This is a genomic window from Bradyrhizobium sp. LTSP885, from assembly GCF_000938305.1.
Lineage (GTDB): Bacteria > Pseudomonadota > Alphaproteobacteria > Rhizobiales > Xanthobacteraceae > Bradyrhizobium.
In genome coordinates, this window is record NZ_JYMT01000039.1 from 44364 (window position 1) to 57052 (window position 12689).

The window sequence follows — 12689 nt, forward strand, 5'->3', positions numbered from 1 at the left end:
ATGCGATGACGGGCAAGTGGATCGACATTGCCGCAGCTGACGGCGGCACGTTCAAGGGATATTTCAGTGTCCCCGCGTCGGGTTCGGGCCCCGGCATCCTGCTGCTGCAGGAGATCTTCGGCGTCAACAGATCGATGCGCGAAGTGGCCGACTATTATGCCGAAGAGGGTTACGTCGTGCTCGCGCCGGACCTGTTCTGGCGAATGGAGCCCGGAATCGAGCTCGGCTACAGCGAAGCCGATTTCGGCAAGGCGATGGGCTATTACCAGCGCTTCGATGCCGACCAATCGATCAAGGATGCGGCCGATGCGCTGAAGGTCCTGCGTGCGCGCCCAGAATGCAAGGGCAAGGTCGGCACGCTCGGCTTCTGTCTCGGCGGCAAGCTCGCCTATCTCGTTGCCGCGCGTACCGACGTCGATTGCGCCGTCAGCTATTACGGCGTCGGCATCGAGGCCGATCTGGCTGAAGCCGCCAAGGTCAAGGGCCCGATGGTCTTCCACTTCGCCGAGCTCGACCGCTTCGCGCCGGCACCGGCCCGCGAGCAGATCAAGGCGGCCTTTGCCGGGCGCCCCGAGATCGAGTTCTATCTCTATCCTGGCTGCGACCACGCCTTCGCCGCGCCGGAGCGCGCGAGCTTCGACAAGCCGGCGACCCTGATGGCGCATAGCCGCTCGATCGCGCTGTTCCGTAAGGTGCTCGGTCCGCATTACGACCTCTCCACCCTGTGGGACCGGCATACCGAGCTGGAGTTCGGGACGCGCTCGGCAGAGCTGACTATGACGACGATGGTCGCCGAGCCCTATGTCAACCACATCCCGACCATGACCGGGGGCGTCGGCTATCGCGACCTGCTGCGGTTCTACAAAAACCACTTCATCCCGAAGACGCCGCAGGACACCAAACTGGTGCCGATCTCGCGCACCATCGGCGCCGACCGCATCGTCGACGAGATGCTGTTCTGCTTCACCCACGACATCGAGATCGACTGGATGCTGCCGGGCGTGGCGCCGACCGGCAAGTATGTCGAGATCCCCTTGATCGCGATCGTCCGCTTCCGCGGCGACAAGCTCTACAACGAGCACATTTACTGGGATCAGGCCTCGGTGCTGGTGCAGGTCGGGTTGCTCGACCCGACAAAATTCCCGGTGGCGGGCATCGAGACCGCGAAAAAACTCGTCGATGAAAAGCTGCCGTCCAACAGTTTGATGGCGCGCTGGTCCGAGAGCGCCGGCACATGATCTGAACTGGTTGACGGCGCCGCTCGCGGCGCCGTTCTCGCATCCGCTTTTCGCACGCTGCTTTTCGTACATGGCTCATCTGGTAGGGGTAATGAACATGTCCTCACTGTCTCGTCGTTCGATCCTGCAACTCGCCGGCGGCGCCGCGGCGCTGCCGCTCGCATCCGGTCTCCTCGGCGATGGTGCCGCGCAGGCGGCGGCGGCAGGCACGCTGACCATCGCCTATAACGTCAACCTGCCATCCTTCGATCCGACGATCGGCCTGTCGGCGGTCAATCCGACGATACAGTCGATCTACCAGGCAATCTTCGATCCCTATATCGCTCAGGCGCCCGATCTCTCCTTCAAGCCCGGCCTGCTGACCAAATGGGGCTGGAACGAGGACCGCACCAAGGTCACGCTGGAGCTGCGCAAGGGCGCTACCTGGCACGATGGTTCGCCGGTGACGCCGGAGGACGTGGTGTGGTCGTTGCAGCGAGCCGCCGATCCGCACAGCGGCAATCCGATCCAGTTCGTCTGGTCCAAGGTCGGCAACTACAAGATCGACGGCAACACCATCACCGGCGACGTGCTGGAATTCGAGCCGACCCTGTTCAAGTGGATGGCGTTCCTCACCGGCTACGTGCTGCCGAAGGCCTACTATGAGAAGGTTGGCGCGGATGGGTTTGAGAAGGCGCCGATCGGCTCCGGCCCCTACAAGATCGACGCGTTCGAGCGCAACGCTTTCCTGCGGTTGAAGGCACATGCCGGCTATTGGGGCGGCAAGCCCGCCTTTGAGACCGTCGTGTTCAAGTTCGTCACCGATCCGACCAGCCGCGTCGCCGAGATGGAATCCGGCGGATCGGACCTCACCTTCGAAATCCCCTATGAGGAGTTCGATCGCCTGAAGGCCAAGCCGGGGCTGGTCGGCCAGACCAAGCCGGTGTCCGACATCGCGATGATCTTCATCACCGACATCGATCCGATGCTCGATCGCAATGTCAGGCTGGCCGCCAGCCACGCCATCGACAAGAAGGCGATCGTCGATCGTCTGCTGAAGGGTTACGGCGTTCCGATCTCGACCCTGGAAGCGCCGGGCTATGCCGCCTTCGATCCGTCGATCAAGGTCGCCTACGATCCGGAGTTGGCCAAGAGCCTGCTCGCCAAGAGCGGCTACTCGCCGGAGAAGCCGGTCAAGTTCACCATTCAGACCACGCGCGGCTTCAAGCCGAAGGATTACGAGATGATCCAGGCGATCGTCGGGATGTGGCGAAAGGTCGGAATCGAGGCGACGATCGAGGTGTACGAGATCGCGCAGCATTTCGAGCTGCGCGCACGTCACGCACTGGCGCCGGCGGCGTTCTACAATTGGGGCAATGCGATCGGCGATCCCTCGACCTCGACCGGCTTTGCGATGTTCGGCCCATCGCCCCATTGCGCCTGGAAGGGCAAGGACCTCATCGAGCGCATCGGCCCGCTGTGGGGCGAGAAGGACGAAGCCAAGCGGATCGCCGGCTACAAGGCGGTCGACAAGTACATCGCCGAGGAGGGCGAGGTGATTCCGCTGTTCCAATATGTGCAGCCGATCATCCACAAGAAGGGGCTGAAGGTCGTGGCGCAGTCGAACGGCATGATCCTTCCGCAATTGATCACCCCGGTGTGAGGCGCATGCCTCATCACCCGGCGTGAGGCTCAAGCCGAGGCGAAACCTTCATGCGATGGGGCGAGATCATCAGGCGGGTGCTGCTGATTCCACCGACGCTGGCCGGCGTCGGCCTCATCGTGTTCGTCCTGCTGCGCGTCGTGCCCGGCGATCCCATCGCCATGATGATCCCGCCGGGTGCCTCGGCTGCCGATATCGCGCGGCTGCGCGCGCTGTACGGACTCGATCAGCCGATCCTGCAACAATTCGTCGTCTGGTCCGGCCAGGTGCTGACGGGTGATTTCGGCCGCTCGATCAGCCTGCATCAGCGCGTCTTCGAGTTGGTGCTGGCGCGGTTGCCGGCGACGCTCGAATTGGCGCTGCTTGGGACGGTCATCGCCGTGCTGCTCGGAACAGTCGTGGCGCTGATCGGCGCCTATCTGCGCGGCCGGCGTGCCGAATGGGCGATCGACGGCGGCGTCGGCCTGTTGCTCGCCATTCCGGATTTCCTCTGGGCGTTGATCTTGCTGTTGCTGCTCGGCGTGATATTGCCGGTCTTGCCGATCTCAGGCCGCATCGATCCGCAGCTCGATATCGCCTTCGGGACCAACTTCTATCTGATCGAAAGCCTGCTGACCGGACGGCTCGACGTGGCGGCCGCGCTGCTGCAGCACATGATCCTGCCTGCACTGGCGCTCGCGCTGCCGTTTGCCGCCCTGGTGGCGCGGCTGTTGAAGGCGCAACTCGCGGAAGCCGAGGATCAGGACTATGCGCAGGTCGCACGCGCCCGCGGGTTTTCGCGCCCGGCGATCCTGCTGCGCGACGTGCTGCCAAACGCGCTGATCCCGACCGTCGCGCTCGGCGGCGTCCAGATCACGCTGCTGCTTGGCGGCACCGTGCTGGTCGAGCGTATCTTCTCCTACGAGGGGATCGGCAATATGGCGATCGACGCGGTGATCAACCGTGACTTTCCGCTGATCCAGGGCCTGATCCTGACCTTTGCCGTCCTCTTCATCGCGCTCAATCTGGCGGTCGACCTGCTGGTTACCTTGCTCGACCCGAGGCTGCGTCATGGCTGATCTGGCGCTCACCGGCGTGACCGAACGCCCCTCGCGCTGGCGTCTGGCGAGCGCCCGCGGCGGCGCGCGGCTCTGGCTCGGCGCCGCGCTGGTTGCCGTTCTGCTCCTGATCGCAATATTCGCCCCGCTGCTCGCCCCGCACGACCCCGTCGAGCAGGACCTGATGTCGGCGCAATTGCCGCCGGCATGGATGACGGGCGGCGAATGGGCCCATCCGCTCGGCACTGACAGTCTCGGCCGCTGCGTGCTGTCACGCCTGATCTTCGCGGCACGGACGGCCGTCGAGGTGGCGGCGATCGCGGCCTCGCTTGCGGCGGCGATCGGGATCGCATTCGGTCTCCTCGCCGGAAGTTTCGGCGGCTGGATCGACCAAGGCGTGTCGCGCCTGATCGATGTCTGGATGGCATTTCCTCCGGTGCTGCTATCGATCGTGCTGGCGGCGGTGATCGGTGCGGGACTGACCTCCGTTGTTGCCGCCATCGTCGTCGTCGACTGGACCCGCTTTGCGCGCGTGGTGCGCGCCGAGACGCTGTCGCAATTGCAGCGTGACTACGCTGCGGCGGCGCGCGTGCTCGGCCTGACGCGCGGCCAGATCCTGCGGTTCGAGATCCTGCCCAATCTGGTGCCACTGATCGTGACGCTGATCGCGGTCGAGATGGGAATAGCCGTCCTCGTCGAGGTCATCCTGTCCTTTGTCGGCATTTCGGTGGCCGGCGACACGCCGACCTGGGGTGGCATGATCGTCGAGGGGCGGCAGATCGTCTATCAGGCGCCGTGGATCATGGCGCTGCCGATTGTCTCGGTGATAGCAACCGTGATCGGCTTCAATCTCCTCGGCGACGGCCTGCGTGCCGCGCTCGACCCCGTGCACCGCCAATGACCGCGATCCTTGCCGTCCGCGATCTGCATGTTGCAATCGGCCGGCGCGGCCACGCCGCCAATGTGTTGCGTGGCGCCAGCGTCGACGTCGAACCAGGCGAGGTGAGGGGATTGGTCGGCGAATCCGGCGCCGGAAAATCGATGCTGGGTCGCGCGATCCTCGGCCTCCTGCCGGCCAACGCGGTCATCACGGCGGGCACCATCGCGTTCGAAGGCCGCGATCTGCTGGCGATGCCGGAGCCGGAGCGGCGCAAGCTGCTCGGCCGCCGCATCGCGCTGATCCCGCAGGATCCGATGACCTCGCTCAACCCGGTCCGGCGCGTCGGCGCGCAGATCGCCGCCGTGCTGTCGCATCACCTTGGGCTGTCGAAGCGCCAGGCGCGCGCGCGGGCGGGCGAACTGCTGGCCGAGGTCGCCATTCGCGAGCCGGGGCGCGTGCTCGATCTCTACCCGCACGAGATCTCCGGCGGCATGCGGCAGCGCGTCCTGATCGCGATGGCGTTCGCCTGCAATCCGAGCCTGATCATCGCGGACGAGCCGACCACCGCGCTCGACGTCACCGTGCAGCGCCAGGTCCTGCAGCTCGTCGAGCGGCTGCGGCAAAGCCACGGCGCGGCGATCCTGTTCGTCACGCACGATCTCGGCGTGGTTGCCAAGATCTGCCGGACCATGACCGTGCTGCACGCCGGCCGCGTGCTCGAGGACGGCATGACCGCCGACGTGCTGGCCAGGCCGCGCCATCCCTACACCCGCGCGCTGCTCGCCGCGACGCCGCGCGCCGACCGCCCCGCGGAAGCGCTGCGTCCGGTGCCCCCAGCTCTGATCGAGAGCCTGTGGTCGGAGGCGCATCGGCTCGACCGGCTCGCCGACGCGGGGTTGCCGTCATGAGCGATATATTGCTGCGAACCGCCGGTCTGAGCTTCGCCTATCCGGAGCGCGGCTCGTCGCCGTTCGCCCGGCCGGCGATGCGGCAGGTGGTCAAGGACGTCGATCTCGCAGTTCCGCGCGGCTCCGTGCTCGGCCTTGTGGGTGAATCCGGTTCCGGCAAGACCACGCTCGGCCGGCTGATGGTTCGCTTGCTGCAACCGACCTCGGGCAGCATCCAGTTCGACGGCGCCGAGATCGGCCGTCTCGGTGAGGTCGAGATGCGGCCGTTGCGTGCGCGCATCCAGATGATCTTCCAGGATCCGCAATCCTCGCTGAATCCACGCCTGCGGCTCGGCGTGACGCTGACGCGCCAGCTCAAGGTGTTCGGTCGCCTGAAGGGACGGCAGGACGCCCGCGATCGCGCAGCTGATCTGCTCGAGCTGGTCGGGCTGCCGACCGGCTTCGTCGATCGCTATCCGCATGAATTGTCCGGCGGCCAGCGCCAGCGCGCCGGCATTGCGCGTGCGCTGGCGCTGCAGCCGGATTTCATCGTCGCCGACGAGATCGTGTCCGGCCTCGACGTTTCGACACAGGCGCATGTCCTGCTACTGCTCAAGGAATTGCGCGCGCGGCTCGGCCTCACCATGGTCTTCATCAGCCACGATCTCTCGGTCGTCCGCGTGCTCTGCGACGACGTCGCGATCCTAAAGGCTGGCGAGGTCGTCGAATCCGGGCCGGTCGAGCGGATCTTCAGCTCGCCACAGCACGAGTACACGCGCAGCCTGCTGGCCGCGATTCCGCTGCCTGACGTCGAGCCGGGCTGGCTGGACGACGCAGGCCCGGCGTCGATTCAGCACCTGCAGGGATCGGCCGCATGACCGGACGCATCAAGAGATTGCCGGATTTTTCAGTTGTCGCGCACCAAAGGAAATGACCATGTCAAAGTCCAGAGTCCTGCTTGCCTTCACCGCATGTGTTATCGGCGCCTCCGCACTGCCGGCGTCGGCCGATTCCATCCCGGGGCTCCGCGGGCATGACCACACCGGCATCACGGTGCCGGATGTGAAAGCGGCGACGGCTTTCTTTACCGATGTGATCGGCTGCAAGCACGCGATGTCGTTCGGGCCGTTCTCGGATGACAAGGGGACGTTCATGCAGGACGTCGTCAACGTCAATCCGCGCGCGGTCATCGACGAGATCAGCATGGTCCGTTGCGGCTATGGCTCCAACATCGAGCTGTTCCAGTATCAATCGCCCGACCAGGCCAAGACGCTGCCGAAGAACAGCGATCTCGGCGGCCACCACATCGCGCTCTACGTCGACGACATCGACACCGCGGCGGCCTATCTGAAATCGAAGAACGTCAAGACCATGCAGGGGCCGATTCCGCTCAAGGAGGGTCCCGCGGCCGGCCAGTCGATCCTTTATTTCCTGACGCCGTGGGGACTGCAGATGGAGCTGATCAGCTACCCCAAGGGCATGGCCTACGAGAAGGGCGCCGATACCGTGCTGTGGTCGACGACCGAGCCGACGAAATGAGGCGCCTGGCATCGCCGCGCCGGTCGACATGACGTCGGCGGCGCGGCTGCCCGGCCAATTTGCGTAACCGGCAAGAAACTTGCTACAGGCGACAGCGTCTTTCGCAATATTCGGAGATGACGATGCCGTTTGACTTGATCCTGCGCGGCGGACGGGTGATCGACCCGTCGCAAAAACTCGACGCCGTAACCGACGTGGCGTTTGCGAGCGGCAAGGTGGCCGCAGTCGGACAGGGCCTGAAGGCCGATCCCGCGACCGAGGTCCGCGATGTGTCCAAATACATCGTCACGCCGGGGATCATCGACCTGCACACCCATGTCTATTGGGGCGGCACCTCGCTCGGCATCGATGCCGAGGAGTTCTGCCGCGCTTCTGGCGTCACCACCTCGGTCGATACCGGCAGCGCCGGTCCCGGCAATTTTGCCGGCTTCCGCAAGCACGTGATCGAGCCGAGCCAGGTCCGCATCCTCGCCTATCTGCACGTCTCGCATGCCGGCATCTACGGCTTCTCCAACCGGGTGATGGTCGGCGAGAGCGAGGAGCTGCGGCTGATGAACCCGATCGACGCCGCGCGCGTCGCGGACGAGAACCGCGACCTCATCGTCGGCATCAAGGTGCGGGTCGGCCTCCACGCCTCCGGCAAGTCCGGGATCGTGCCGCTCGAGATCGCGCTCGAGGTCGCTGAAGAGGTCGGCATGCCCTTGATGGCGCATATCGATCATCCGCCGCCGAGCTATGAGGACGTGCTGTCGCGGTTGCGTCCGGGCGACGTGCTGACGCACGCGTTCCGGCCGTTCCCCAATACGCCCGCGACCGCGCAGGGCACGGTGAAGCAGGTCGTGCTGGAGGCGCGCGAGCGCGGCGTGCTGTTCGACATTGGTCACGGAAAGGGCTCGTTCGCCTTCAAGACCGCGCGCGCGATGCTCGCCAACGGTTTCTATCCGGACACCATCTCCTCCGACATCCATCTGCTGTGCATCGACGGCCCGGTCTTCGACCAGGTGACGACAATGTCGAAATTCCTCTGCATGGGGATGTCGCTGCCTGATGTGATCGCGGCGTCAACCGTCAATGCCGCGATGGCGTTGCGGCGCCCGGAGCTCGGCAGCCTCAAGCCGGGCTGCGTCGGCGACGCTACGCTGATCTCGATCAAGGAAGGCCAGTTCGACTATGTCGACGTCGTCGGCGAGCACCTGATGGGCGATCGTAAGATCGTGTCCGAAGGCGTCGTGATCGGCGGCCGCTGGTGGCATCCGAAGTGATCGATGCGCTGCCGCCGCAGGGCCGCACCGCCAAAATATCGAAAACAACCCCATGCAAAGTAGCCGGCGGCTGACACGGCAACTTGACACGTCGGGCAACTCAGCGGTATTCTTCCATTATTCCGAAATCATGCATTCGCTTTGCGAATGATGCGCAACTGCAGCAACGTGATCGTCGCGCGATTCGTTGTGCGGTTCATCCTGTGATCAAAAAAAGATTGGCACGATCCGCTCTGCACACCGGCTTGCACGGCCATCGCCGCGCACCACATTTCCGCTCCGCAATTCTGGGATGTCGGTTTGGCTTCCCAAACCGCCCGGTTGCGAATTGTGGAGATGGACTATGGACTTCCTTGGTTTTCTTAATGGCTCTGGCTATCTTCAACCGGCCATTTGGATCGCAGCAGCGGTCGCGTTTGTCGTCCTGCTGCGGATATCGAACGTATTTCGTTACATTCCGAACAATCAGGTCGGCATCGTCGAAAAGCTGTGGACGACCAAAGGCTCGATCGAAGGTGGCTTCATCGCGCTGAACGGCGAGGCCGGTTACGAGCCCGAAGTGCTGCGCGGCGGCCTGCACGTGCTGTTCCCCTTCATGTACCGGATCCACAAATCGGATCTCGTCACCGTCGGCCAGGGCAAGATCGCCTATGTGTTCGCGCGCGACGGTGCACCGCTCGAGCCATCGCAGGTGCTCGCTGCCAACGACAGCGAGGACAAGTCGGACTTCGGAAACGCGCGTCGCTTCCTGCTCGGCGGCGGCCAGAAGGGCCCGCAGCGCAAAGTCCTGCGTGAGGGCACCTATGCGATCAACACGACGCAGTTCGCCATCATCACCGACGATCGCGTCTTTGGCCACGCGCTGAGCCAGCAGGAGCGCGGCGTGCTCGAGGGCATGCAGCTCACGATCTCCGAACGCTGGGGCTTTGCGCCGGTCGTGCTGGCGGCCGATCATGATCTGGTCGGTGTCGTGACCGTGCATGACGGTCCGTCGCTGCCGTCAGGTGAAATCATTGCGCCCGAGGTCGGGACCGATCTCGGCGACGGGGCGAGCTTTCACAACAATTTTCAGGAGCCAGAGAAATTCCTCAGGGCTGGAGGCTATCGCGGCCGGCAGCTACAGGTCATCGTCGAAGGCACCTGGTACATCAATCGTCTGTTCGCGACCGTCGAGGCGGTGCCGAAAACCGTGATCCCGGTCGGCAATGTCGGCGTCGTCATCTTCTACACCGGCCCGCGCACCGACGATGTGTCGGGTGAGCAGTATCGCCACGGCGAGCTCGTGCTCAATGGCAGCCGCGGCGTCTGGAAGGACCCGCTGTTGCCGGGCAAATACGCCTTCAATACCTATGCCGGCAAGATCGAGATCATCCCGACCGTCAACTTCATCCTGAAATGGGTGCGCGGCGAGGTCGGGTCGATGAAGCTCGACGAGAACCTGTCGGAGATCTCGCTGATCACAAAGGACGCGTTCGAGCCGACGCTGCCGCTCTCGGTCGTCATGCATATCGACTACAAGAAGGCGCCGATGATCATCCAGCGCTTCGGCGACGTGAAGAAGCTGGTCGAGCAGACGCTCGACCCGATGGTCTCTGCGTTTTTCAAGAACATCGCGCAGAAGATGACGCTGATCGAATTGCTGCAGAACCGCGCCGCGATCCAGCAGGAATCCGCCGCCGAGATGAAGGCGAAGTTCGAGGGTTATTCGCTCGACCTCCAGGAGGTCTTGATCGGCACGCCGCGGGCGGCGGCGGGCGACCATACGATCGAGAACATCCTGATCCAGCTCCGTTCGCGCCAGATCGCGCGCGAGCAGATCGAGACCTATCAGGAGCAGGAGAAGGCCGCGGTCCAGGAGCGCACGCTCAACGAGGCCAAGGCGACGGCGGCGGCGCAGTCGGCGCTGACGCAATCGCTGATCCAGGTCCGGGTCAACGAGAACGAGGGTGCCGCTGCGCTCGCCCGCGCGCAAAAGGATGCCGAGAGCCGCAAGGTGACGGCAGCCGCGGTCGGCGAGCAGTCGCGGCTCGAAGGCCAGGGCGAGGCCGACCGGGTGCTGGCGATCGGTACTGCGAATGCGCAGGCGACCAAACTGTCGGTCGATGCCTATGGCGGCCCGGAGTTCAGGCTCGCCGAGCAGAACTTTGCAAAATTCGCCGACGCCCTGACCCGGATCAATCAGCCGCTGGTGCCGCAATTCCTGATGTCCGGCACGCAGGGGCAGGAGGGCAGCAACGCGGGCCTGATCCCGACCGCGATGCTGAGCTCGATGTTCGGGCAGATGATGCCCGGTGCGCTGGAGAAGCTGAAGGACGAGGCGCCGAAGGCCGCGCGCAGGCCCAACGGTCAGTGACGTTGCGATAGTGCGGCGAGTATCAGCCGCGAAGGAAGTGTGCTCCCTCTCCCGCTTGCGGGGGAGGGCCGGGGTGGGGGCTCTTTCCGCGAGTCACATCGTGGAGAGAGCCCCCACCCGCATCGCATCTGCGATGCGACCTCCCCCGCAAGCGGGAGAGGTGCAGGGACCCTGCGGACGAGTCCGTTTCTATTCGGTCTTGTCGACGTTCCAGAACACCGGCGGCGCCGGGCCCTCCAGCACCCCGGTCAGCGATTTGCGCCACGCGCTCGGCGAGCGGAACTGGCCGAGCGGGATAAAGATCACCTGCTCGTAGGCTTCCTTCTGGATGTCGATCGCGAGCTTCTTCTGCTCCTCAGGCGAGGTCGCGCGCGCAAAGGCGTCGCGCATCTGCTCGAGCTTGGCATCCTCCGGCCAGCCGAACCAGGCACGCTTGCCGTTGGCTGCGATTTGGCCGTTGACGATCGGGTTCATCACTTCGGTGGCGCCCGTGAAGGTGAAGAACATGTTCCAGCCGCCTTCCTTCGGCGGCTTCATGCTGGCGCGGCGGCTGACCACGGTCTGCCAGTCGGTCACCTGCGCATCGACATTGAAGCCGGCGTCGCGGAGCCGCTGCGCCACGACGATCGGCGGCGACTTCAGTATCGCGTTATCGCCGGGAATCATGATCACGACGGGCGTGCCGTCATAGCCCGATTCAGCCAGCGCCTTCTTGGCCTCGGCCAGGCCGTTGCCCTTGATCAGCGTCTCGGCGCCGATGTCGCTGGCGAGTGGCGTGTCGCAGGCGAAATACGCGCCGCAGATCTCGTAATATTTGGGGTTGCCGATGGTGGCGTCGAGCACATCCTTCTGGTTCAACGCCAGGAACGCCGCACGGCGGATTTTGACGTTGTCGAATGGCGGATGCAGGAAATTCATCCGCCCCTCGATCTGGAAGCCGAACTTGTTGAGCACGGCGACGGTCAGATCGGGATTGGGCTCGAGCACCGGCAGCAGGTCGATCGGCGGCAGCTCGAGGAAATCGATATCGCCGGATTGAAGCGCGTTGACCGCGGTCTGCGCATCGGGCATCGTGATCCATTCGATGCGATCGACCTTCGCGACCTTGCCGCCGGAGGTCCAGTCCGGCGGCTCCTTGCGCGGAACATAATCGGGATTCTTCTCGTAGACCGCCTTAACGCCCGGCTGGAATTCGCCCTGGACGAATTTGAACGGGCCCGAGCCGATCTGCTCGGCGATCTGCTTGCCCGGCGGTGTCTCCGCCAGCCGCTTCGGCATCATGAACGCGACATAGGAGGAGGGCTTTGCGATGCTCTCCAGCACGAGGCCGTAGGGCTCCTTGAGCTTGAGCACGATCGTCGTCGGTCCGGTCGCCTCGAGCGATGCCGTGAACTCGGCCAGCTTCTGCGCCATGCCGTCGACCGTGCCCCAGCGCTTCAGCGAGGCGACACAGTCCTCCGCGGTGACGGGCGGGCCATCATGCCATTTCAAGCCGTCGCGCAAGGTGAAGGTATAGGTGAGTTTGTCGTCGGAGATGGTCCAGTCCGCCATCTGCGGCCGGACCTTGAAGCTGGCATCGATGCCGAGCAGCGTGTCGTAGACCATGTAGCCATGGTCGCGGGTGATGTAGGCCGTCGTGAAGACGGGATCGAGGATGCGCAGGTCCGAGTGCATCACCGCAGTGATGGCCTTCCGGCCGGCGGCGGCGGAGGCCTGCGATGTCCATATCGCCGGGGCAGCGATCGCCGACGGCACGCCGGCAGCAAGCTTGAGCAGGGTCCGGCGCGAAACGTAGGGCATTCGCTGTCTCCTGATTGGCGCAGACGCATCCTGCAGCGCCGGGCATGTTTC

Annotated in this window: 10 protein-coding genes; 9 read left to right on the forward strand and 1 reads right to left on the reverse strand. The window is 64.6% G+C overall.

Annotated features, from left to right (window positions below; all coding sequences use genetic code 11):
• The first annotated feature begins 5 nt into the window (after nt 1-5).
• From UP09_RS26620 to UP09_RS26660, 9 genes are all read left to right on the forward strand, one after another.
• A complete protein-coding gene (locus UP09_RS26620; RefSeq protein WP_044541302.1) occupies nt 6-1238 on the forward strand; it encodes a dienelactone hydrolase family protein in 1233 nt (410 codons plus the stop codon).
• A 97-nt stretch (nt 1239-1335) separates the two neighbouring features.
• Nucleotides 1336-2880: an ABC transporter substrate-binding protein gene (locus UP09_RS26625; protein ID WP_156164792.1), complete on the forward strand. Its 1545-nt coding sequence runs from the start codon at nt 1336-1338 to the stop codon at nt 2878-2880.
• A 50-nt stretch (nt 2881-2930) separates the two neighbouring features.
• The gene (locus UP09_RS26630; RefSeq protein WP_044541304.1) at nt 2931-3938 is read left to right on the forward strand and encodes an ABC transporter permease; all 1008 of its coding nucleotides are present in this window, start codon (nt 2931-2933) and stop codon (nt 3936-3938) included.
• The gene (locus UP09_RS26635; protein ID WP_044541305.1) at nt 3931-4818 is read left to right on the forward strand and encodes an ABC transporter permease; all 888 of its coding nucleotides are present in this window, start codon (nt 3931-3933) and stop codon (nt 4816-4818) included. The genes UP09_RS26630 and UP09_RS26635 overlap by 8 nt, the downstream gene beginning before the upstream one ends.
• On the forward strand, nt 4815-5705 hold the full coding sequence (locus tag UP09_RS26640; protein ID WP_044541306.1) for an ABC transporter ATP-binding protein: 891 nt from the start codon (nt 4815-4817) through the stop codon (nt 5703-5705). Before UP09_RS26635 ends, UP09_RS26640 begins: the two co-directional genes overlap by 4 nt.
• Complete coding sequence (locus tag UP09_RS26645) at nt 5702-6562, forward strand: ATP-binding cassette domain-containing protein (RefSeq protein WP_044541307.1); 861 nt, start codon at nt 5702-5704, stop codon at nt 6560-6562. The genes UP09_RS26640 and UP09_RS26645 overlap by 4 nt, the downstream gene beginning before the upstream one ends.
• Before the next feature lie 58 nt (nt 6563-6620).
• Entirely contained in the window at nt 6621-7223 is a 603-nt protein-coding gene (locus UP09_RS26650) for a VOC family protein (RefSeq protein ID WP_156164793.1), read from the forward strand.
• Between the two features lie 122 nt (nt 7224-7345).
• The gene (locus UP09_RS26655; RefSeq protein WP_044541392.1) at nt 7346-8485 is read left to right on the forward strand and encodes an amidohydrolase/deacetylase family metallohydrolase; all 1140 of its coding nucleotides are present in this window, start codon (nt 7346-7348) and stop codon (nt 8483-8485) included.
• A gap of 343 nt (nt 8486-8828) precedes the next feature.
• Entirely contained in the window at nt 8829-10838 is a 2010-nt protein-coding gene (locus tag UP09_RS26660; protein ID WP_044541309.1) for an SPFH domain-containing protein, read from the forward strand.
• Nucleotides 10839-11027: 189 nt separating this feature from the next.
• Here UP09_RS26660 and UP09_RS26665 read toward each other — a convergent pair whose 3' ends face one another.
• The gene (locus tag UP09_RS26665) at nt 11028-12638 is read right to left on the reverse strand and encodes an ABC transporter substrate-binding protein (RefSeq protein WP_044541310.1); all 1611 of its coding nucleotides are present in this window, start codon (nt 12636-12638) and stop codon (nt 11028-11030) included.
• Between the last annotated feature and the right edge of the window lie 51 nt (nt 12639-12689).

Bases quoted from the DNA above. Each gene is read 5' to 3' on its own strand.
- UP09_RS26620 (WP_044541302.1), top strand. From the start codon at position 6: ATGACGGGCAAGTGGATCGACATTGCCGCAGCTGACGGCGGCACGTTC.
- UP09_RS26625 (WP_156164792.1), top strand. From the start codon at position 1,336: ATGTCCTCACTGTCTCGTCGTTCGATCCTGCAACTCGCCGGCGGCGCC.
- UP09_RS26630 (WP_044541304.1), top strand. From the start codon at position 2,931: ATGCGATGGGGCGAGATCATCAGGCGGGTGCTGCTGATTCCACCGACG.
- UP09_RS26635 (WP_044541305.1), top strand. From the start codon at position 3,931: ATGGCTGATCTGGCGCTCACCGGCGTGACCGAACGCCCCTCGCGCTGG.
- UP09_RS26640 (WP_044541306.1), top strand. From the start codon at position 4,815: ATGACCGCGATCCTTGCCGTCCGCGATCTGCATGTTGCAATCGGCCGG.
- UP09_RS26645 (WP_044541307.1), top strand. From the start codon at position 5,702: ATGAGCGATATATTGCTGCGAACCGCCGGTCTGAGCTTCGCCTATCCG.
- UP09_RS26650 (WP_156164793.1), top strand. From the start codon at position 6,621: ATGTCAAAGTCCAGAGTCCTGCTTGCCTTCACCGCATGTGTTATCGGC.
- UP09_RS26655 (WP_044541392.1), top strand. From the start codon at position 7,346: ATGCCGTTTGACTTGATCCTGCGCGGCGGACGGGTGATCGACCCGTCG.
- UP09_RS26660 (WP_044541309.1), top strand. From the start codon at position 8,829: ATGGACTTCCTTGGTTTTCTTAATGGCTCTGGCTATCTTCAACCGGCC.
- UP09_RS26665 (WP_044541310.1), bottom strand. From the start codon at position 12,638: ATGCCCTACGTTTCGCGCCGGACCCTGCTCAAGCTTGCTGCCGGCGTG.